The organism is Alteromonas sp. RW2A1 (genome assembly GCF_001886475.1).
In the GTDB taxonomy this organism is placed as follows: domain Bacteria; phylum Pseudomonadota; class Gammaproteobacteria; order Enterobacterales; family Alteromonadaceae; genus Alteromonas; species Alteromonas hispanica.
On sequence record NZ_CP018031.1, the window covers coordinates 687,121 to 708,651 of the forward strand.

The window sequence follows — 21,531 nt, forward strand, 5'->3', positions numbered from 1 at the left end:
GTGGGTAAAGCTTAAGACTTAGTAGCCAGGCTTTGTTGAAACTGGGTTATGGTTAAAAGAGCTAGCTCAATCTTTTTTACCAGCGGAGCAAGAGCTGCTTTGGTTTGCTCCTCGTCCATGTCTTTCATCGCTTGCCAGTCTAAAGCAATTTCTTCAACGTAAGGAACAAAGCGTTTTGCCGAGGTAGAGAAGCCACTATCAGCTGCAAATACAGCTGAAAACTTGCCTTTCTGGTCTCGCTGAAGTTCATCTAGTGCTTTGTCAGCATCTACGGCTTTTCGATAAAGCGTTTGCATGGTCTCTTGAAGTTGTTGATGTACATTGTGCATTTCTTGCATGAGAACGCCTTAAATTTGTGACTACATAGAGTGTGATTTAAAAATTGGTTAAAGTTTCTGCGCATATGGCCGATAACCTTTGAGGTGGGCAATTTTGCCCATTTTTTCACTTTGCTACAAGCAACAAAGGAAAACGGTATGGAACTACAAGGTGCAAATGCCTCTGCAGCGTCCGGTGCTTCGCTTGAGTTGGCCTCTCTTAAGTTGGCAAAAAGCCAGCAAGAGCAAGAGGGTCAAGCGTCGCTTCAGTTGCTAGAATCAGCTTCTGACGTACCAAAAGCATCTTCTGCAAACCCTGCGTTGGGCGCCAACATCGATACCTTCGCATAGGTTAGGGATGCAAGTGTAAGTCGATAGGCGTTTTGCCGGGTTGTCCCCCAATTTCTCTCACGAGTTTGGGCACTAAGAATCCCGGCAGACGCTTTATCGCTTCTTTCATTATCGCTCTGCCATCATCGTCACTGACAAAAAAGTGACTTGCTCCCTGTACCTTGTCTAATACATGTAGGTAGTAAGGCAGTACGCCAGCTGCAAAAAGCCTCTCACTGAGTTCGCAAATGGCATCCGCACTGTCATTAATGCCTTTCAACAACACTGATTGATTGAGTAAGGTAACTCCTTTTCTCCTTAGCCTATTAAGTGCTTCTTCAAGCTCAAATGATATTTCTTTTTCGTGATTTGCATGAAGCACCAATACCGTTTGCAAGGGTAAGGCGGTAAACCAGTCTTCAAATTCCTGACACAAACGGTTAGGCAATACCACCGGTAGCCGAGTGTGAATACGAAGGCGCTTTACATGGTCAATCGCCGCTATTTCAGAGGCTAGCCACGCTAAATGTTCGTCTTTAGCCATTAATGGATCGCCTCCGGAAAATATAACTTCGTTAATTGAGGAGTCGCTGGCTATATAAGATAAAGCATCTTTCCATTGTGATTTATTGACCGCGTTTTCTGCATAGGGAAAGTGACGTCTAAAACAATATCGACAATTCACAGCGCAACCGGTACGAACCATCAGTAAAACTCGTGAGTCGTATTTATGCAGCAGCCCTTTCCCTGCGGTGTCGTGTTCATCAAGAGGATCTTCACTGTAATCCGGCGACGTTAAAAACTCGTCGCTTAAGGGCATAACTTGCAAAAGCAGAGGGTCGTTAGGGTTTCCTTTTTCCATTAATTCAACAAAATGTTGAGGAACTCGCATGGGAAACAAACGTCTGGCTTTGGCGTGCTGGTGGTATTTTTCTGCATCTAAATTCAAGTGATGAATAAGCTTTACTGGGTCGGTAAAGCTGTTCGATAGATCTTTTTGCCAGTTATGCTCTACAGAAATCGCTTTTTTAGGTATTATTTGTTCCACGAAACTTTTTGTACCTTATGTTTGGACAGAGGAATTATGGCTAATTACAGCACTAACGAGTTCAAAGGCGGCCTGAAAATCATGCTGGATGGCGAACCTTGCAACATTTTAGAAAACGAATATGTAAAGCCTGGTAAAGGGCAAGCGTTCAACCGCGTAAAAATTCGTAAGCTTATTTCAGGTAAAGTTTTAGAAAAAACGTTCCGCTCTGGTGAATCAGTAGAGGGCGCAGACGTTATGGACACCGAGCTTGCCTACCTTTACACCGACGGTGAATTCTACCACTTTATGAACAACGATACATTCGAACAAATCGCGGCTGACGAAAAAGCGGTAGGTGAAAATGTAAAATGGTTAGTGGAAAACGACGTTTGCACTATCACCTTGTGGAACGGTGCGCCAATTACAGTAACTCCGCCTAACTTCGTTGAGTTGGAAATTACTGAAACCGACCCTGGCTTAAAAGGCGATACAGCAGGTACTGGCGGAAAGCCAGCCACACTGAGTACCGGAGCAGTAGTTCGCGTGCCTTTGTTCGTACAAACTGGTGAAGTTATCCGCGTAGATACGCGTTCTGGTGAGTATGTATCTCGAGTCCAAAAATAACTCGACAATTTGTTCGCTTATTTTTTGCGAAAAAATGGGTAAAACCGGTACGTGAATGTACCGGTTTTTATTTATCGCTTTCAATAACGCGCTAAAAACAGCTTTCATTTCTTCATAACAGCGTCGGCCTAAATATGCAGCCATGGCAACCCACCACCACCCATAGCACGAGAGTGGCTAGAGCAAATTTGCTTAGCACTATTCGAGATTTCTTTGACCGTAAACACGTACTAGAAGTTGAAACTCCCATTTTATCGGCAGGCACAGTGACCGATGAGCATTTAGAGGCTTTTGAAACTCAGTTTCTGTTTGGTTCACAGGGAAAACCTCAGTCGTTATATTTACAAACGTCTCCCGAATATGCGATGAAACGACTGTTATGCGCACAAAGTGGTGCCATATACCAAATAGGCAAGGCATTCCGCCATGAAGATGCCGGTCGTTGGCACAATCCAGAATTCACAATGCTTGAATGGTACCAGCCTGGGTACGATCACTTAGCGCTAATGCAAGAAGTTGACGAACTTTTGCAAGCGGTTTTAGGAACAGAAAAAGGCGAGTGGTTAACCTACCAGCAGGCTTTTATACAGCATTTGGCGTTAGATCCGCTTACGTGCTCAAACGAAGAACTGAATCACAAAATGCAAGAATGTTGCATCGACATTGACGATGTTGAAACCCTATCCATCGACAGTAAGCTACAACTTTTGTTTTCCTATTGCATCGAGCCTAAAATTGGCAATAAGACCCCATGTTTTATTTATCATTTCCCCGCTTCTCAAGCTGCACTGGCAAAACTAAGCCGTGAAGATAGTCGCGTAGCCGAGCGCTTTGAGGTTTATTTCAAAGGAATTGAATTAGCCAATGGGTTCCATGAACTCAGCGAGCCTGAAGAACAGCGAAGCAGGTTTGAGCAAGATAATAAAAAGCGCGCTTGTGCTGGTCTACCGACAAAGCCTATTGATGAGAACTTTTTAGCTGCACTAGACTCAGGCTTACCTCAGTGTGCTGGTGTAGCCATGGGCATAGACCGACTTTTAATGCTTAAAGTTGACGCCAAGCATATTCAAGACGTTATCAACTTCCCCGTAAGCCGAGCCTAATAAGCCAAGTTAGTAAGTACAACTGCGCAAGCCCAATTTGATAAACCCAACTCAATAAGCCCAACCTGATAAATCAGTTGCGCTAACTCTTATTGCGCTAGCGTGGCTCCTAAAAACGTAAACCCTTCCGCACATATCTCGGCATATCTCAGCTGATGAAAATAAAGTAATACTTCGCCGCGGTTGACTTTGAACTCTGCATGCTTAAAAATGTTATAACATCACATTGTAAGTAAACTCACATTTCAGAGGAAATTCATGAGAATGCGCTCGTTGTTAAGTATGACAATTGCTGGGCTTTTAAGTGCCCCAGTGTTAGCAACTACAGTAACCGGAAAGGTAACGGATGTTTCTGGTAAACCCGTTGAAGGAGCGGAGGTGAAGATTGAAGGCACACGTTATGTTGCATTCACCGATGAAAACGGCGTTTATCGGTTTAATGACGTACAAAAACCTCATATTCATTTGCATGTTTATTCCAGTAATTATATTCACGGCGACAACGATCTTGGCGATGTTTCTAGCGATCAGAAAGTCGACTTTGTGTTGCAGCCTGCATCGGTTGAAAACATTGTGGTAACTGCTACAGCGCTGCAGTCTTCAGTTTTAGAATCAGTAACACCAGTAACGGTAATTAGTGCAGATAAGCTTCGTAAAATTGAAGCGCCAACGTTAGGTGAAACCTTAAAAAACACTCCGGGAGTTCACAGTACGTATTTTGGACCGGTATCAAGTAGCCCTATTATTCGTGGTAACGATGGTCCTCGCGTAAAAATTGTGCAAAACGGCTTAGACGTATCGGATGTATCTCGTGTTAGTCCAGACCATAACGTAGCAACTACGATGGCAAGTGCAACACAAGTAGAAGTACTTCGCGGTCCGGCTACGCTCCAATACGGTAGTGGTGCCATTGGTGGGGTGGTGAACGTTGTTGATAAACGTATTCCACAATATCAAGTTGATGGTGTGGAAGGTGAAGCTGAAATGAGTTACAGCACCGTTAACGAGGGTAAATACACTCGAGGTGATATTACCGGCGGGCAAGGCAACTTTGTATGGCATCTAGACGGCTTTCTTCGCGATACCGACAATGCAGACATTCCTGGCTTTGCATCGGTAGAGCCTGATGAAGATGAAGAACGTGGCGAACTAGAAAGCAGTGCCATGGAAACCACGAATATAGTTGCAGGTTTGTCATACGTTGCTGACGAAGGCTATTTTGGTTTCGCTGTTGAACAACTAGATAACGAGTATGGCGTGCCTGGGCCTAGCCACGGCCAAGGCGATGAACATGACGAAGGTGCTCATGACGAAGAGCACGACGAAGAGCACATGGCCGAAGAAGGTGTGTTGCTTGATGTTGATATGACCCGTTATCAAGCAGCAGGTGAGTGGTACTCACCTGTTGAGGGTATCTCAAATTTAAAATTTGCTGCAGCGTATACCGATTATGAACATGCTGAAATTGAAGATGGCGAACAGGGTACCGTGTTCACCAATGAGTCCACTGATATTCGTCTGTCGGCCTATCACGAAGAAGTAGCAGGATGGCATGGTGTATTCGGCATGCAATATACCAAAAGTGATTACAACGCCGTGGGTGAAGAGGCATTTACGCCGGCAAATGTGACTGACAGCTTTTCACTCTACCTGATAGAGCAGAAAAAAGTGGGTAATGTTACTTTTGAAATAGGCGGACGTCTTGAGTCGACCACCATTGATGTGGCCAATAGTGAGGTAGAGTTGGAAGTACTTCATGAAGAGCACGACGAAGAACACGAAGCCCATGGGGTAGCATTTTCATTCCCCGAGTATGACTTTTCCGCAGTGTCACTATCTGCAGGGGCTAATTGGGAATATACCGATGGCCAATCGGTGGCGGTAACCTTATCTCGCAGTGAGCGAGCGCCAAGTCAACAAGAGCTGTTCTCCGCGGGTCAGCATTTAGCTACAGAGAGCTATGAGGTAGGTTTGGTGTTTGATATGGACGAAGAGGGCCATATTGATGAGAACTTAAGGGGTGCTTCTGAAGAAGTTAGTACTAACCTTGATGTGACATTCCGCAAGTTTACTGGTGATTGGGGCTACAGTGTTTCATTGTTTTACAACCAGGCCGACAATTACATTTTTCAAACCAACACGGGTTTAATTGCACTTGCAGGCCACGAGTCGCACAGCGACGAAGGATTGCCTGTTTATTACTTCCAGCAAGCCGATGCGGATATTTGGGGTGTAGAAGCGCAAGCGTACTTCGATTTAAATGACGAATTTCGTGTAACGGTATTTACCGACTACATTCGTGCAGAAATTGAAGACGATAATCTACCGCGTACACCTCCTATGAGAATTGGTGGAGAGTTAAGCTACGTGAGCGGCGGCTTAAGTGCCGATGCCGGTTTTACATGGGTAGACGACCAAAACGATACAGCATCTTTTGAAACATCAACGGAAGGCTACACATTGCTTAACGCGAGCGTTCAATATGAGTTTGCAGGTGATGGCGTAGATTGGGTTGTGTTTGCAAGAGGCGACAACTTAACTGACGAAGAAGCACGTGTTCATACATCCTTCCTTAAGGATCAGGCACCACTTCCGGGTAGAAACCTAACCTTCGGCGTAAGGGCTGTTTTCTAAATAGCGTATTAACCGACAGCAGAAAAACAAGGCGATACCAGCGATGGTTATCGCCTTTTTTCTTTAATGTGGCGTAATCTGCAAAGCTCTTAAAAGTAATGCTCTTAAAAGTAATGATCTTCACTGCTGAACTTCTTCCCGCTACTGGCTTATTAATGGGTATTAATCAATTTGGCGCAGTAAATACCGCTGTGAAATTGTAGACTACTTCTATGGTCCAAGCTTTGTTTTATAGGAGATAGCTTGAATTACCCGAATGCTCCGTCAGTCAGTGACATTGTTGAATATTTGAATAAACTTGATGAGTCACACATTGTGCCTGGATACGGAAGTTTACTAAGCCGAGATAGCAGAGAGCGTTATTCACAGATAAATACTTTGGGTATTCCAGTAATGGTAAGCGGTTTTGAACGCGCGTGGGTAACTAGAAGTATTCAAGAGCAGCAAACCTATGTGGGTGCGATAAAAAACAGCAGCAAAAAGCTCAATGCCCAACTAATACCCACCCAATTAAACCCAGCATTACAAGAAAGAGAAAAGGACTATCGCTTTACCCAAGTGTCAGCAGACCAAATTACATTTGACCTAGCTACACACTCGCAAAACCTAAAAGCAGGCGCCCAGCTTGACGAATTGTATGAGGTGCTTAGTGCCTATCATTTATGGGTATGCGAAACACTTGAGTGCAGCCCAGCTACCGAGGCGTTTCCAGTAAGCCAAACCTATATTGATACTTGTCTAGCTGGCTGCATTGAACACGCGGGTGAAAAAGCGGCGCGAGATTTTGTTGTTCACACCTCAATGTGGGATCACCCTAGAATTAATGACAGAGCATTGCCAAAATATCCAAGAGCTGCCAAGGTTAGCGCTGATATGCATGAAAAAATAGACGCAGTGCTAGCCGCAACGCTTAGTCAGTAGTTGTAGTTCGTAAAGTAAATAGTCCCAATACGCTTTTTAATGTAGTAAGTTCTGAGCGTAGTAAGTTATGAGTGCAGTAAGTTTGATAAAGCGAAGTGTGAACAGCGTGAAAACTAGCTAAATGGCGTTCCAACAATATGAATATTAATTTTCATGGCTTGCGTGTACGGTTGCGGCCTTTGAGTTATCAAGATCAAGAATGGGTGTTGGCGCTACAACAAGATCCCCAGTGGGTGAAGTTTATTGGCAGTCGCGGCGTGAATACCCAGGAAGATGCCTGTGACTACATTGCCCGCACCAACGCGCAGCGCGAAGAGTGGGGATATGGGCTATTAGCCATTGAGGATATAGAGACTGATTTGCCACTGGGAGTATGCGGGCTGTTTAATCGCTTCGCTTTTACGTGCCCAGATTTGGGGTTTGCATTACTGCCCGAGGCACGCGGGCGAGGTATTTGCCAAGAAGCTTGCGAGCTGGTTATACAGTGGGCAAGGAACCAAGGTTACAGCTTTCTCACGGGAATGACCCATCCAGATAACACTCGCTCTCAAGCACTGCTGACTAAATTAGGGTATGAAAAACAGGGATGGTATTTCGACAAGTCATACCCCGTTCAAGCGCTCTATTGGCTGTCGCTTTAACGCAAATGCGCTCTCATGGCATCAAATTAAACATTTTCACATCGCCTTCAGCATAAATTTCACACGCATTATCAACGTTATGTCTGTAGCGATACTTTTCACATCGACTAAGTGCGAGCTGGTTCGCTTCATTTTGAGACGGTTTATTCACCACATAAGAGTATGCGTAGGTACCATTGGCACCTAAGGCCAGCGCAAACGCTTTCTTGTATTTGAAATCAAAATATTTATTAAAGACTTGGTTAATCTTAGCGACTCTGTTTTCATCAGAGTTTTCTTGTTCTGTTGCTATACCGAGTATCTCATCTTTAAACGGAGTGGTATTTAGGAACTGTGCAGCGTCTTTGCTACTTTTGCGCTTAAAACTATTGTATAAATTGCGGTGGAACGCTACTTCTTCGTCTTTGTCTAAATTGATGCTAGTTAAATTAGCCAGTACAAAATTTGGCTTTAGATAACTTAAACTTTGCAAGTAGTCAATTTTATAGCGATTAGCATCAATATTACTTTGCGATGATATCCATACTAATGCATCAGAGGCTCGGTCTTCTGGCCATGCCCGCATGATATCTTTAAGTATTTCCACTTTATTTGCCGCTTCCGCTAAAAAATAATCAGCAGCGATTTCCGGTGAATTACGCATCCAACTGTAAAAAACAGTTCTACTTAATTCTTTGCGTTCTGCGTTATCTTCAATTTGATTTAAGCGTTCAAGCACATCAGTGGGTGAGGTTTTTGCCCAATTAATCATTACCGAATGCAGTATCGACATATCATCCAAGCGTCTAAGTTCATTAAATAGATTTAGATATTCTTCACTTGTTTCCAACTCATAGCCCATCAAATTAAAACTATTCTCAAGGTCGGCCCCCATTTCTTTAAATTGTGCGAGGGTGTCAATTAATAGCGTTAAGTCTTCTTTCGCCAGCACATTGAGCAAAGCGGAGTGAGCGTTTAAATCGATGTCTTCAGGTGCAAGATTAAGTATTTGATTTAAATATTCAAATCCGAGATCAGGTCTTTTTTCAGCAACTTGTGCCTTTATCAATGGTAAGTACATTGGAAAGTCTGGCATGGGGTTGTAACGTTGTGCAAATGCTAGTGCTTGGCCGGGGTCTTTCTCAATTATTTGCGTAGTAATCATACTAATTAGCTGACTTCGTTGTGACTCACTGCTGTTTTCGAATAACGGGGCTAACGTTAACAGCTCTTCGATAGTTAGCTTTTCTAAGAATGCAATTAGTCTAACAATTGATGTTGCTTTTCTTGGGCTTTCTTCTATCTTTGCTAACAACTCGCCCACCTCTACTACAATATCTTCCATTGACCTAGGGGAACTTTGGGATGACTTTGACGGCGAGTTGTCTGCGATATTGTTGTCGACATAACTTGTCATCGCTTTATTAGATGACGACTTTTGGTTGTTTGACGTGCTATTTACATTAACGCCCTCATTTGTGTTTGGCGTTACTTCTTGCCCTGTACTACTCCCGATACCACGCCCAATGGTGAAAGCTATCGCGGATGTGACAACAATTATAACTATCCAGTAACCTGCTTTCATGAGACCTCTTTCAAATAATTAATACATTGGAGAGGCATATTGAATAAACATCATTGAATAGACAGCCCTCCCTAGCTAGCATTTTATGTCAGTTCGCATAGATAATTACTCACTCAGCAATTATCTATGTGAACTAATGTTTTTAAGCTTAACAGGTGATGCTTCAAGACGAAACACGTAATTGAAAGGTGCTGATACAGCGCTGCTGTATCGTAGAGTGTAAATCTGCTAGCTGGGTTCTTTTCGCTATTAAAGCTCAATGCCTGCTAGGTTCATCGTTTTTCCAGGGGCCCCTTTTAATAACGTTTCTTTAAATTCATTGGGTACGGGTTTCTTCTCAAATGTCAGTGAATCGACCATCACATAGACAATTTCAGCCGATGCGACAGCGTATTTAGTTTGCCAATTCAGCATGTCAATTTGCATTGTAAAAGACGTATTGCCAACCTTACTGACATGCACCGACAAGCACAAAATGTCGTCGAATCTCGCTGAGTTTTGCCATGATATATTGAGATTGACGACCTGATTATCTAAGCCTTGGTTTGTTAATGCTTGATACCCACCTATTAGCGCTCGCATAAATTCAGTGGCGGCTAAATCTGCGTAGTCTGCATATCTCGCATTAAATACAACGTTTTGAGGGTCGCATTCGGCGTATCGAACTCTTAGCAGTAATTCAAATGTATTAGGTTTAACGTTGGTCATTCATGTTTTTCCTTTTCATTCGGAGCAGTGTGTCTACGCCCTTCATTTTCTTCAGCTTGCCCATCAAGACGCCACTGGTCACCTATAACAGGGTCTTCCGATTTAGGTTCTACTTCCCAAGAATATGCCTTAACTGTCGGTTTTGGATCGAGCGAATGCCATAAACAGGCACAAAGAACACCAGCCAAAGCACCGAATAAATGGTATTCGAACGAAATCTCCTCTTGGCGAGGAAATATGCTCATCGTCATTCCACCGTACATGAAAAAAGCAACCATCATAAGCACGACTGAACGTTTATCTCGGCGGAATATACTCACCACGAATAAATAAAAAAACACACCATGAGTTAAACCGCTAGCGCCAATATGATAGCTTTCGCGCCCAAAAAACCATACACCAATACCAGATAGTAACCACACTGTTGTTAACACACGCCAACGTGTTTTCGGATAACCGTAGATGAGAAATGAGCCAAGTACTAACATAGGCAGCGTATTGTTGAAAATGTGCTCTAATGAGCCGTGAATGAGAGGCGCTGTTATGACTCCAATCAAGCCATGCAGGGCTAAAGGATAAACCCCAAGCCAACTCAGGTCGACGTTAAAGTTGAGTTCAAAAGCTTTAAAGCACCAAATGAAACCAACGGCAAATGCGGTGATTAATATGCTGTTTTTGAGTGACGTAGAATTCATTAATCAGATTTATGGGCAATTAATAGAATAACAACTTTCCTGTAGGCTTAATGGCAGCAATGAACACTTGTCAGACAAAACTAGCCGATTACCTTTAACATTTCATAAACAAAAGTTAAAAATTATTGTCTCAAAATCAGCGGTTTAGCGCTTAAAGCGAAAGGTCGTGATCGCGTACAATTAAAGCCTAATTCGTGAGGGCTAAGACATGACTAAACAGAAAAACGATACGAGTAAAGAAACGGCAAAAGTTGTTGCGACAATGATGGTACCCATGGTCACGCTAGGCTTGGTGTGTCTATCAATTGGCGTGTATCTAATGAATACCGTTTTTACGGGAATTTGACGGGAATTTGATAACTAACGCTTCACACGCCACCAGCCTTGGGAAGTTGCATAACCAAGGCGGTGGTGTAGGTATTTTTAAGATTACCGCAAACCAGCATTATTCGCGGTTAAAATAATGCGGTTAGAGCAGTGCGTTTAATGCAAAAAAAGTGCGCCTAAAGCGGCGGTAGCACGGTCACTTTTTTGATAACAATGGGCTCAATAGGCACGTTGTTGGCGTTTAAGCGAATTGAGTACTCTGTTTCCACTTCAGACATAGCATCGACGATATCCGAACCTTCTACAATTAAGCCAAAAACCGCATAGCCCCAATCTCTTCCCGGGTTTAGGCTTTCATTGTCATTAACGTTAAAAAAGAACTGCCTATTCGCTGTATGCGGTCCATTTTGACGAGCCATGGCGATGGTATGTAAATCGTTAGTAAGGCCATTACCCGATTCATTGAAGATATCAGGAAAATTCGACTTGCCGTTAAAGTCAGTGGTATATCCTCCCCCCTGCACAACAAACCCAGGAACAATGCGATGAAAGATGGTGTCGTTATACGCCCGTTTGTCTACGTAGCGTAAAAAGTTATTCACGGTAATGGGAGCTCTTCTTCTATCTAACTCCACCACAATATCACCCATGGTAGTTTCTATTTTCACCCGCGGGTAATAGTTGTCTGGCTGTATTTGTGAGCCATCGTCTTTTTTAGCTGTGGCAATGGGGCTAGTACCAAGAAAAACACAGGCTAAAAGAAGGCTGGAGAAGATTTTTTTCACAGTCTCTCGCATAAGAAATCCTTAAAGTAAAATTATTGCTTTGCGGTGCTAAAAATAACGAATTTTTTGTCGCTGGCAAGTATATCAACGCCGCCGAAGAGTTTTTTGAGTTTTATGTGATAATCGAGGTGACGGTTCCCGACCACAACTAAGTGTCCGCCTCTTACCAGTAAATCTCGAGAATCAATAAACATTTGCCATGCAATATGGTCGGTGATCACATTTTGCTGATGAAAAGGCGGATTGCATAAAATCTTTGTAATGGCTGGTGTGTTGGGTTCGGTAAGCAGACTTTCCAAACAGTTGGTAGCAATAAAGGTGCATTGGTCTATTTTGTCTGGATGATTATTCAGCACATTTTGACGGGCACTTTCTAGTGCCATGTAAGACTCGTCGGTAAAAATCACCTTACAGTCTGGCGCTAAGGTTAATGCGTTTATGCCCAAAACACCGTTTCCACAGCCTAAATCAACCACAGTATCGTTACTACTTACGGTCATGTGCTTCATCATAATTCGAGCACCAATATCTAACGACTGGCGAGAAAAAACGTTGGCTTCATTGTCCAAAGTCATTTTAGCGCCGGTAGTGCCTTTACATTCCCATCTAGTGGGGTAGGGGGAGGGGTACTGAGGAATATCCAAATCGGGGCGACAAAATACCAAGCGCGATTTCTTTTTAGCTAGCGACGTGCTGGTGGGGCCAATATATGTTTCAAACAAAGCCAGTACCGATTTGGTGATAGCCTTGGCTTTGCCGCCGGCAATAATTTGTGTGTCGGCAGAAATATAGCGCTTTAAGTCAATTAATTGCTGCTCAAGCAAGGCTAGCGCGCGCGGCACTTTGATCATTACGATAGAGGGCGAAACGGCGGGAGAGAAGGTTAAGCTATCTACACTGGTGATAAAATTAACGTCTTTAGTTTGCTCTGAACTAAGCGCATTTCTCATTAAGTTTTCTTGTAAAGAGCGACGAGAAATATAAGAGTCTGATACCCAGGTTGGATTAAGATGTTCAAACCAGCAGCCAAGTGCGCCAAAGTCATCGTTAAAAATCATTAGCCCAGTATTATCTGAATCTGGTGAAATAACATTGTCGTTCAGCAATGATTCTACGTGATCGATAAGTAACTCATCGGCGCTATCCCATGCCTGCAAACTGACATGCTGGTGTTTCTCAGGGTAACGAATTAGCGACAAATTGCGATCTGCAAAGATAAATTCTGTATTCATTCAAAAAGCTCTGATAACAAAAGCAGCGATGATCCAGTAATGTATACCGTGCTTTTGAATTAGTAATGGCTAAAGAATACCATTTCGTGAACCAAAAGAGCATGATCAGATTACGTCAATCTGCGTAAATACAGACATCGCGAATGTAATTCACTCATGCATTTATGCCTTCATAAGAAGGCCAACTTGCCTTAAACGGAAGTCAAATAGATTTATGCCACCAAGCAATACCACAGGCGGTGATAGGCAGTTTTCGCTATTCGAGCAATTAGACAACGCTGAAAGGCCAAAAAAAGCGATGCGTTTGCCTCTGCCTGAAGCCGATGTAATCTACTATCCGGCGTTTTTAAACCCAGATACTGCAGACGCTTTCTTTAAGGCACTGCAGAACGAATTGCCGTGGCAGCAAGATTCTCTGCGTATGTTTGGCAAGACTATTCCCATACCACGGTTGCAAAGCTGGCATGGTGATCCGGAGTGCACATATACTTATTCTGGGCTTACTATGCCGCCAAATCCCTGGACATCTACACTCACTGATGTTCGAAACCGCTGCAACCATGTGTGTAAAACGCGTTTTAATAGCGTGCTTGCCAACTGGTACCGCCATGGTCAAGACAGTATGAGTCTGCACGCTGACGACGAGCCAGAGCTAGGGCCTAACCCAATCATTGCGTCTATTACTTTGGGCGAAGCCAGACCTTTCATCTTTAAACATAGAGAAACGAAAGTACGCCACACGCATGTTTTAGAGCACGGTAGCTTACTAGTTATGGCAGGAGCGACGCAGAGTCATTATTTACACGGTATCGCGAAGACGGTAAAACCAATAGATGGTAGAATTAACCTTACGTTTAGGCGGTTAATCGTCTCCAATTCAATGTAATTTTTTTCACAGGGTTTGTCAGTTATGCAGGTAAAAGCCTTTTTAGAGTTGACTATCACCGAAGCGATATCACCAAGCTATTTAGAGGTGGTAGACGAAAGCTTCATGCACAATGTTCCTGAAGGAGCACAAAGTCATTTTAAGGTAACAGTAGTAAGCGATACTTTTGAAGGAAAACGTCTAATTGCTCGGCACAGAGAAATAAATGCATTGGCTGCAGAAGCGCTGGAAGGGCCGGTACATGCTCTAGCATTGCATACTTACACGCAAGAAGAATGGATAAAGCGAGGTGGCGAAGCGCTATCATCTCCAAATTGTTTAGGCGGCAGTAAATTAGATAATTAAATTAGATAAGAAAATGCCGACACATGTGAGACCGGCTGTATTAGTGCCAGTTCTTCTCGGTGTCAGTCTTTTTCGGTGAAAGGACCTTTTGCAGTCATCCTTTTCAAAATAAATGGAAGTAAGCAATGAAACAAAACAGTGAAGTTGGTCATTATATCGATATGCTAAAAACACCGTCTGTGCAGGTTATTTTGTTAGGCACCTGTTTTGTGTTGGTGATGCTTTTCGTGCATCTCGGTGTGAGTCAGTCGATGGATGAGGCGTTATACGCTAGCTTACAGCTGAATACTGACGCGCCTAAATGGGTCGCTGATGTGCTAAGAGATATCACTGCACTTGGAAGTAATACGGTGTTGTTATTTGTTGCTGTCGTGGTAGTGGTTGGTTTAGCAATGCATAAGCAGCGAAATAAAGCCTATACGTTTGCGCTGGCTGTATTACTAGGTTTGTGTATAGCGTTTGCCTTAAAAGCAGGTATAGATAGACCACGCCCGCCACTGAGTCAGCACAACGTAGATGTTTACACTCAAAGCTTTCCCTCGGCTCATGCTACGCTATCTACGCTAGTTTACTTTTATCTTGCCTACTTATTGTGTCACTTTTCTTCCCATCGCAAGGTAAATGCCTTTACCTATTTTGCTGCCGCATTTTTAGTTTTTGCTATTGGGCTATCAAGGGTCATGCTAGGCGTTCACTGGCCTAGTGATGTGTTAGGTGGCTGGTTCGCGGGTGGCAGCGTGGTTGCTATTTGCCTGTATATTATTAAATGGAAGCAAAAGCTTCACATCAGTAAAATAGAACCCGTGCAGCCAAAAGAACAGTAATTGAGTCATTGAAATGATGAAGTGCACATTACAATTATGAGCAGTTCGATAAATATGAGCAGTTCGCAATATTACCAAAGGGTTTGTCATCTTATTGAGGGCGATGCGTTTCGTATGGAATGCTTGCAGGCGCTTGAGCAGCTGGCTTTGCCGCAGGGGTATATTGGAGCAGGATTTCTGCGAAACGCCATATGGGATGATTTACATGGCAAAAAAACTTCTACACCCCTGAACGATGTTGATGTTATTTATTTCGATGCTCACGTTTTAAACACAAGCTTTGTTTCAAACATAAGCCACACTTTGAACCCAAGCGATTCTGTAAACAGAGAACGCGAACAAGATTTAGCCTTCCAAGAGCAACTTAATGCCTTGTTGCCCGGTGTAAATTGGCAAGTTAAGAATCAAGCTCGTATGCACGTTTTGCATGATCATGCCCCGTATAAAGACTGTGAGGATGCCATCTCCTATTGGATAGAGAGAGAAACCTGCGTTGCAATAGCGCTATCGACCGTAAACCAATTCGATATTTTGGCGCCTTTTGGTCTTGCACATAACTTTAAGGGGCAGATTAGTATTAACCCTAAACTTCCTCGGTACGAGATTTTCAATAAACGGGTAACAGACAAAAAGTGGTGTGACATTTGGCCACAGCTTAAAGTGGTCGCGCCACAGGCTTAGTTTCTTACCACCCGCAAAAACCAGCCTACAAACAGTGAAATAAGTAAACCGAAAAAGGCGATAAGTACGGTAATGGTTAATAGCTGTCCTGAGAAGTCGGCGCTTTCCCCCGTTTGTTCACTTACTAACATTCCAGAGGCTTGAAAGATAAAAAGGGCGGCTACAGAGAAAAGCAAAATAACACCGGTAGAAACCATTGTTGCTTTCCAGTACGCCTTTGGAGAAACCCAATGTATCGCTCCTGCGACTAAAACACATAAAATAGTAAGGATATAGGGAACCACATTAACTCCTAGTTGTTTGTAGAAATAAGTGCTGAGAATTCAAATGTTATTGACGCGTCTGTGCCAATCAGTGCGCCTATTACACGATGCCATGTTCGCGATGTTTTGTCAGCAAGTTAGGCAAATAGTTCACTACGCTGGCTAAGGTATAAGCAATTGACTAGAAGAGAAAGCTCGAAAGAGGGAGCAGTACGGTTAACATTCTATTAAAAGATTTTAAGCTACAATGGTGATAGAATCGCCAGCAAATTTCCAGCAAGCCCTTAGGTGTACACACAAGTGCAGTTACAAGGGGTTGTGTTTTAAACGTCTTACACTCTGAGAGAACATGTTCGATTTAATAACCAGTAAAGATAGCAACGTAAAAAATGACGTGCTTTCGGGTATAACCGTTGCCTTAGCGCTCGTCCCCGAAGCGGTAGCCTTTGCCTTTGTTGCCGGTGTAGAGCCTATGATTGGTCTATACGCTGCATTTATGATGGGGCTGATTACCTCTGCCATTGGCGGTAGACCAGGTATGATTTCAGGTGCAACCGGGGCTATGGCCGTTGTTATGGTTGCACTTGTTGCGCAGCATGGTGTGCAATACCTTTTTGCAGCCGTTATCCTAGCAGGGCTGCTGCAAATACTCTGCGGCGTGTTTAAGCTCGGTAAGTTTATACGCTTGGTGCCTTATCCGGTGATGCTGGGCTTTGTGAACGGGCTTGCTATCGTTATTTTCCTAGCTCAACTTGGACAGTTTAAAGTGGTTAACTCACTTGGCGAGCTGCAGTGGATGCAGGGTTCAATGCTGTACTGGATGTTGGGTCTTGTAGGCCTCACCATGGCGATTATTTATTTGCTGCCAAAGCTTACCAAGGCCGTACCTGCGTCTTTGGTGGCTATTGTAACGGTCACCGCTTTAGTGCACGGTTTAGATTTAGAAGCGCGTACGGTTATTGACTTCGTAAGAGACTTACTACCGGCTGATCAAAAAGACAGTGCCACCTTGGCGGGCGAGTTGCCAACCTTTGCTATTCCAATGGTGCCTTTCACTTGGGAAACGGTAATGATTGTGCTGCCAACGTCTATCATTTTATGCTTGGTTGGTCTTATCGAATCACTGCTTACTCTATCGCTTATTGACGAAATGACCGATACCCGTGGCCGCGGCAATAAAGAGTGTGTCGGGCAAGGCGTTGCTAACACCGTTAACGGTTTCTTTGGCGGCATGGGCGGTTGCGCCATGATTGGTCAAAGCATGATTAACATTAATTCTGGCGGCCGCGGTCGTTTATCCGGAATAAGCGCAGCATTAGTGCTTCTTGGATTTATTCTATTTGCAGCGCCGCTTATTGAAATGATTCCATTGGCAGCTCTTGTAGGTGTTATGTTTGTGGTAGTTATTGCTACCTTCGAATGGGCATCGTTCCGCATTGTACGTGGTGTTAACAAAGAAGATGCATTTGTGCTTTTCTTAGTTACCGGCGTGACGGTGATAGCCGACTTGGCCATTGCGGTAGTGGTAGGTGTTATCGTATCTGCCTTAGTATTTGCTTGGAAGCACGCCCGTCACATTGCGGTGAAAACACATATTGATGGCGACGACTGGAAGGTTTACGAGTTAGAGGGGCCGCTTTTCTTTGGCTCGGTCACTCACTTTAAAGACTTATTTGATATCGCAAACGACCCGGAAGATGTGGTTATCGATTTCAAAGAGTCTCGTATCTGGGATTCATCGGGTATCGACGCGCTAGACACTCTTGCAGACAAGTATCTTGAACAAGGTAAAAAGCTTCATATACGTCATATCAGTGACGAGTGCAGAAGCTTGTTGCGCAAGGCCGATAAGTTTGTAGAGATTAACGTGAACGAAGACCCTCGTTATCGCGTTGCGACAGACAAGCTAGCCTAAGGTTCTTATCAACATATTTGATTAATTGCACAAAGGCATTCGCTGGCGCTGATGTTGACGCAAGAGACACATCAGAGACATATAAGAGCTAAGTGAAAAACACAAAACCGCACCCGTGCAAACGCGTGCGGTTTTTTATTAAATATTCCTCACTGAACAATATCCATTTTGCCGCCGTAGCTCATATCACTAATTACTTTTTTGTTAAGGAAGGTTTTATGATTAATTACATTACGCTAGGCGTGAGCGATATTGAAAAGTCAGCGTCATTCTATGAATCTTTGCTGGAAGATTTTGGCGTTAAGCGTCTGGTAAATATGGATAGAATTAAATACATCGGCAAATCGATGAAAGAGCCCATGGTTGCAGTGTGTATTCCATGGGATGAGAAAGAGCCGTCACCAGGAAACGGCAACATGTTCTCTATCGCACCTGGAAATAAGCAAAAAGTAGACAGAATGCATGAAAAAGCATTGTCTCTTGGTGCAACATGCGACGGCGCGCCAGGACAACGAGTACCAGGAAAGTTTTATGCTGCTTATGTAAGAGACTTTGACGGCAACAAGATTTGCTTTAACTTTTTCGGTTAGGTGGGCGTACCGTTAAACGCTCAAATTGCGCTTAAAGCACTGGTGAGACACAGCACAGGTAAGCTTATGCTGCCTGTCGTGGCGCATGTATGACTTTTAACATGAAGCGCTGCCTTTCATCGAGGGCCCGCTCTTGCTCCGCTCGAGTAGTGGCTCGGTTGAATCGGTTTGTCCAGCGGTTGTATTCATTCACCGCTTCTAAGTCAAAAGAGCGGCCTCTAAACATAGCGCTCAATGTGTTTAGGTTTACCAAAGCTTGCTTGGTCAAGCGCTGCTTTCCGTCAAAATATCTTTTGTAGTTCATGTCTAACGCCCTTTATGCCGGTAATATAGCTGTATCGGCGGAAATATATTTTGCTAAAGCTATTTATAGTAATTCGTCCACAGACAGATAACGGTGTTTGGAGGTTATACAGATTGTTGTCAGAGGCTAAAATTGGTTTATTAAGGGCAAAAAATGATATTCTCTTTTCACTGTGTACGCTATCGAGATTCAATTAAAACACCATGCAGCTACCTTTTAGTGACTACATTAAAATTATTGGAAAAGGCCAGCGGGGCGGTCGAAGCCTTACTCGCGAAGAGGCGTATCACGCCATGAAAATGGTGCTTGCAGATAAAGTCACCGGCGATCAGCGCGGCGCTTTTTTAATGTTACTGCGTACTCGGGAAGAAACGCCTGAAGAAGTCATTGGCTTTGTGGATGCGTGCAGAGAGCTTATCGAGCCTGAAGTAAAAACTCTGGCTCCAGTGCTAGATATTGGCTGTTACGCTGGAAAACGCCGTCAGCTCCCGTGGTATTTACTTGCCGTTGCAGTGCTTGTTAAAAATGGAATGCGAGTAATGCTGCACGGTGCTCATGAACCTGGTTCAGGCCGTTTGTATGCCAGTGCAGCGTTACCCTTACTAGGCTTGCCTGAGGTACACAGTATCAGCCAGGCAAAACAGCAACTCGATGCACAGGGAGCGACCTATTTAGACTTATCATATCTGCTGCCTGCTCTTAACAGTATTATTAAGTTGCGAGAGGTGTTTGGGTTACGCTCTTGCGCGAACACACTGGCCCGCTTGTTAAATCCCACTGGCGCCAAATTCTGTGTTCAAGGGGTTTACCATATGCACCTCGATCACAAACATTGTAGGGTGAACGAAAATTACGAGAACATAGATGCCCTGTGCTTTCGCGGTGATGGCGGCGACCCTGAAGTCAATGGCGAGCGTGAAACAGAGTTGTTTGTTACTCGAAATGGTAAAACGGAAGAATATCAGTTGCCCGTTATCGCTAAGCGCTGGGCGCTAAAAGACAAAACCATGGCAGTTAGCGATATGCTAGACGTGTGGCATGGCAAGGCAAACAGTGATTATGGAGAGCAAGCTATTGTTAGCTCATTGGCAAGCTACTTAGTTTTGCTCCGCAGCATTGAGGTAAAAGATGCCATTGAGCAAGCCAACATACTTTGGCATGAGCGTGATAAAGCCAACCTGCCGTTTAGTGTTTAAAGCAACAGCATGCATTGGAACACGTCTTTTAAAATTAACGTGTAGTTGAGTCAACCAGCCACGCATTTTCGACGGCGATGTCCAGTTGCTGATTGACATAATTCCAGAGGGCAGGTGCACAGGTTTTCAGGTGAGCATTGCGCTTTTCTATTTGCTGACGCGAGATCTTATGGGTTGCCCAGCTGCCACCTTTGGCATTCATATTTTGAAACACGGGGAGCACCCTATCCATAGCCTTCGCAAACTCAGCGTCTGGCGTAGCTGCGTCTTCAAATTCTAGCCACAGCTGCAGCATAGTTTCATCAAACGGTGGGGGAAGAAGGCCAAATATCCGTTTTGCCGCTGCCATTTCTTTTTCAGCCTGAGCCGCGTGATCCTGCTGAGTGTTAAAGGCAAACATATCGCCAGCATCTATTTCCACCACATCGTGAATGAGGATCATTTGTATCACTCGCTGGATGTCGATAGGTTTTGCTGCATATTGGCTTAACATCGAGGCCATTAGAGCCACATGCCAGCTATGCTCGGCAGAGTTTTCTTCTCGGTTGTTATCAGCAGGTAGGGTGATTTTCCGTTTTACCGCCTTCAACTTGTCAAGTTCACAGATAAAGTCTGCAAACGAATCTACGGGTGTCATAACGTCTCTTATTTAGTGAAAACCGGTTCAGTAAACCATAAGCCAATAAAAAAAATGAGCGCTGTTACGGCGCTCATTTTGTCTTTCGTCTTGCGCGGTTTTACATACCGCACAACGATTAAGAAAAATTATTTCTGTTCAGATAACCACACAATCAAATCTGCAATATCATCAAAAGACATGTCAGATGTGAACGTAGGTTGATACTTGCCATTGATAATAAAGCTTGGAACGCCGGTTAAGTGTTCGCGGTTTTCGTCGATTTGCTGCTGGTTTTTACGCAACATGCTGTTTACACCAAAGCTTTTTGCAAGTTTGTCGAACTCTTCGCCGTCGGCGCCGTTTACAACAAAGATATTACGCAAGTCTTTCAAGTTGGTTATAGATGCTTTTTGCTTATGAATGTAGTTGAAAATAGCACCATTCATTGCATTTTCTTGTTTCATAGCTCGGCCAATAAGCATGGCTTTCGTTGCCGCGTCTTGAACATCAGGGCCAGTGAAACGCATGAAGTTCACGTGTACTTTGTTAAACGAAGTACCGTCACTTTTCTTTTGCTTTATTTGTTCAACAATTGGCTCAAATTGAAAGCAGTGCGGACACCAAAAAGAGAAGTATTCAGTAATAACTGGCTTATCAGTGGCTTCATCATTAATGACTTTATAATGCGTACCTTCTTTCCATTTTGTGGCTGGCTCTTGAGCACAAGCCGCTAACGGCAAAAGCATTGCCATGACAAACATTACTGCAAACTTTTTCATGGAATAAGTTCCTTTGTATTAAAAATATAAACTATCAAAAGATTATCACAGGCTTTATGCGTTAACTAGAGCGTGCCCTAGTTTCAACGACCAGCAAGCGAAAAAATACAACGAAATAATATCAGTTAAAACTTAACCCTTGATGAACAAGCATAAAGTGAAGTTTAGGACGCTTACTAATAGGTGGTGTAAGCGCCGATATCAACAGTTAAGCTACG

Annotated in this window: 25 protein-coding genes; 14 read left to right on the top strand and 11 right to left on the bottom strand. The window is 43.7% G+C overall.

The window, feature by feature from the left end; translation table 11 throughout:
• Positions 1–11: 11 nt before the first annotated feature.
• On the bottom strand, positions 12–329 hold the full coding sequence (locus BM528_RS03095) for a hypothetical protein (protein WP_071981127.1): 318 nt from the start codon (positions 327–329) through the stop codon (positions 12–14).
• A gap of 147 nt (positions 330–476) precedes the next feature.
• Between BM528_RS03095 and BM528_RS03100 the strand changes: the two genes are divergently transcribed.
• Positions 477–668 carry a hypothetical protein gene (locus tag BM528_RS03100; protein ID WP_071978615.1) on the top strand — a complete coding sequence of 64 codons (192 nt, stop codon included), beginning with the start codon at positions 477–479 and terminating at the stop codon, positions 666–668.
• A 1-nt stretch (position 669) separates the two neighbouring features.
• Here BM528_RS03100 and epmB read toward each other — a convergent pair whose 3' ends face one another.
• Entirely contained in the window at positions 670–1,695 is a 1,026-nt protein-coding gene (gene epmB / locus BM528_RS03105; protein WP_071978616.1) for an EF-P beta-lysylation protein EpmB, read from the bottom strand.
• A 36-nt stretch (positions 1,696–1,731) separates the two neighbouring features.
• Here epmB and efp point away from each other — a divergent pair, with 36 nt between their 5' ends.
• The 5 genes from efp (at position 1,732) to BM528_RS03130 (ending at position 7,600) form a co-directional block, all read left to right on the top strand.
• Positions 1,732–2,301: an elongation factor P gene (efp, locus tag BM528_RS03110; protein WP_071978617.1), complete on the top strand. Its 570-nt coding sequence runs from the start codon at positions 1,732–1,734 to the stop codon at positions 2,299–2,301.
• A 134-nt stretch (positions 2,302–2,435) separates the two neighbouring features.
• Positions 2,436–3,404, top strand: coding sequence for an elongation factor P--(R)-beta-lysine ligase (epmA, locus tag BM528_RS03115; RefSeq protein ID WP_071978618.1), 969 nt, complete (start codon positions 2,436–2,438; stop codon positions 3,402–3,404).
• 258 nt (positions 3,405–3,662) lie between these two features.
• On the top strand, positions 3,663–6,038 hold the full coding sequence (locus BM528_RS03120; protein WP_071978619.1) for a TonB-dependent receptor: 2,376 nt from the start codon (positions 3,663–3,665) through the stop codon (positions 6,036–6,038).
• A gap of 243 nt (positions 6,039–6,281) precedes the next feature.
• The gene (locus BM528_RS03125; RefSeq protein WP_071978620.1) at positions 6,282–6,959 is read left to right on the top strand and encodes a gamma-glutamylcyclotransferase; all 678 of its coding nucleotides are present in this window, start codon (positions 6,282–6,284) and stop codon (positions 6,957–6,959) included.
• 137 nt (positions 6,960–7,096) lie between these two features.
• Positions 7,097–7,600, top strand: a complete 504-nt coding sequence (locus tag BM528_RS03130) for a GNAT family N-acetyltransferase (protein ID WP_071978621.1) — start codon at positions 7,097–7,099, stop codon at positions 7,598–7,600.
• 13 nt (positions 7,601–7,613) lie between these two features.
• Here BM528_RS03130 and BM528_RS03135 read toward each other — a convergent pair whose 3' ends face one another.
• The 3 genes from BM528_RS03135 to BM528_RS03145 all read right to left on the bottom strand — a co-directional run bounded on the left by BM528_RS03135 (position 7,614) and on the right by BM528_RS03145 (position 10,567).
• Positions 7,614–9,164 (bottom strand): hypothetical protein, encoded by a 1,551-nt coding sequence (locus BM528_RS03135; RefSeq protein ID WP_071978622.1) that lies wholly within the window; start codon positions 9,162–9,164, stop codon positions 7,614–7,616.
• Positions 9,165–9,413: 249 nt separating this feature from the next.
• Positions 9,414–9,872 (bottom strand): acyl-CoA thioesterase, encoded by a 459-nt coding sequence (locus BM528_RS03140; protein ID WP_071978623.1) that lies wholly within the window; start codon positions 9,870–9,872, stop codon positions 9,414–9,416.
• Entirely contained in the window at positions 9,869–10,567 is a 699-nt protein-coding gene (locus BM528_RS03145; protein ID WP_071978624.1) for a rhomboid family intramembrane serine protease, read from the bottom strand. Before BM528_RS03145 ends, BM528_RS03140 begins: the two co-directional genes overlap by 4 nt.
• 208 nt (positions 10,568–10,775) lie before the next feature.
• Between BM528_RS03145 and BM528_RS18435 the strand changes: the two genes are divergently transcribed.
• On the top strand, positions 10,776–10,913 hold the full coding sequence (locus BM528_RS18435; protein ID WP_156844025.1) for a hypothetical protein: 138 nt from the start codon (positions 10,776–10,778) through the stop codon (positions 10,911–10,913).
• A gap of 157 nt (positions 10,914–11,070) precedes the next feature.
• Here BM528_RS18435 and BM528_RS03150 read toward each other — a convergent pair whose 3' ends face one another.
• Together BM528_RS03150 and BM528_RS03155 are read right to left on the bottom strand one after the other, a co-directional pair.
• A complete protein-coding gene (locus BM528_RS03150) occupies positions 11,071–11,691 on the bottom strand; it encodes a peptidylprolyl isomerase (RefSeq protein ID WP_071978625.1) in 621 nt (206 codons plus the stop codon).
• 20 nt (positions 11,692–11,711) lie between these two features.
• A complete protein-coding gene (locus BM528_RS03155) occupies positions 11,712–12,911 on the bottom strand; it encodes a methyltransferase (protein ID WP_071978626.1) in 1,200 nt (399 codons plus the stop codon).
• Between the two features lie 214 nt (positions 12,912–13,125).
• Between BM528_RS03155 and BM528_RS03160 the strand changes: the two genes are divergently transcribed.
• The 4 genes from BM528_RS03160 to BM528_RS03175 all read left to right on the top strand — a co-directional run bounded on the left by BM528_RS03160 (position 13,126) and on the right by BM528_RS03175 (position 15,647).
• Complete coding sequence (locus tag BM528_RS03160) at positions 13,126–13,797, top strand: alpha-ketoglutarate-dependent dioxygenase AlkB family protein (RefSeq protein WP_071978627.1); 672 nt, start codon at positions 13,126–13,128, stop codon at positions 13,795–13,797.
• Positions 13,798–13,821: 24 nt separating this feature from the next.
• On the top strand, positions 13,822–14,142 hold the full coding sequence (locus BM528_RS03165; RefSeq protein WP_071978628.1) for a BolA family protein: 321 nt from the start codon (positions 13,822–13,824) through the stop codon (positions 14,140–14,142).
• 125 nt (positions 14,143–14,267) lie between these two features.
• Positions 14,268–14,966: a phosphatase PAP2 family protein gene (locus BM528_RS03170; protein WP_071978629.1), complete on the top strand. Its 699-nt coding sequence runs from the start codon at positions 14,268–14,270 to the stop codon at positions 14,964–14,966.
• A gap of 54 nt (positions 14,967–15,020) precedes the next feature.
• Entirely contained in the window at positions 15,021–15,647 is a 627-nt protein-coding gene (locus BM528_RS03175; protein ID WP_198033591.1) for a nucleotidyltransferase family protein, read from the top strand.
• Here the strand turns inward: BM528_RS03175 and BM528_RS03180 are convergent.
• Positions 15,644–15,931 carry a hypothetical protein gene (locus tag BM528_RS03180; RefSeq protein ID WP_071978630.1) on the bottom strand — a complete coding sequence of 96 codons (288 nt, stop codon included), beginning with the start codon at positions 15,929–15,931 and terminating at the stop codon, positions 15,644–15,646. The two genes, BM528_RS03175 and BM528_RS03180, sit on opposite strands and share 4 nt — an antisense overlap.
• A 328-nt stretch (positions 15,932–16,259) precedes the next feature.
• On the opposite strand from BM528_RS03180, the gene BM528_RS03185 reads away from it, so the two are divergent.
• The gene (locus BM528_RS03185) at positions 16,260–17,825 is read left to right on the top strand and encodes a SulP family inorganic anion transporter (RefSeq protein WP_071978631.1); all 1,566 of its coding nucleotides are present in this window, start codon (positions 16,260–16,262) and stop codon (positions 17,823–17,825) included.
• Between the two features lie 218 nt (positions 17,826–18,043).
• On the top strand, positions 18,044–18,415 hold the full coding sequence (locus BM528_RS03190) for a VOC family protein (protein ID WP_071978632.1): 372 nt from the start codon (positions 18,044–18,046) through the stop codon (positions 18,413–18,415).
• Positions 18,416–18,479: 64 nt separating this feature from the next.
• On the opposite strand, the gene BM528_RS03195 is transcribed toward BM528_RS03190, so the two are convergent.
• A complete protein-coding gene (locus tag BM528_RS03195) occupies positions 18,480–18,719 on the bottom strand; it encodes a hypothetical protein (RefSeq protein ID WP_071978633.1) in 240 nt (79 codons plus the stop codon).
• 203 nt (positions 18,720–18,922) lie between these two features.
• On the opposite strand from BM528_RS03195, the gene BM528_RS03200 reads away from it, so the two are divergent.
• Complete coding sequence (locus tag BM528_RS03200; RefSeq protein ID WP_071978634.1) at positions 18,923–19,915, top strand: glycosyl transferase family protein; 993 nt, start codon at positions 18,923–18,925, stop codon at positions 19,913–19,915.
• A gap of 34 nt (positions 19,916–19,949) precedes the next feature.
• Here the strand turns inward: BM528_RS03200 and BM528_RS03205 are convergent, their stop codons facing one another.
• Together BM528_RS03205 and BM528_RS03210 are read right to left on the bottom strand one after the other, a co-directional pair.
• Entirely contained in the window at positions 19,950–20,552 is a 603-nt protein-coding gene (locus tag BM528_RS03205) for an HD domain-containing protein (RefSeq protein WP_071978635.1), read from the bottom strand.
• A gap of 128 nt (positions 20,553–20,680) precedes the next feature.
• Positions 20,681–21,313, bottom strand: a complete 633-nt coding sequence (locus tag BM528_RS03210; protein ID WP_071978636.1) for a thiol:disulfide interchange protein DsbA/DsbL — start codon at positions 21,311–21,313, stop codon at positions 20,681–20,683.
• Positions 21,314–21,531: the final 218 nt, after the last annotated feature.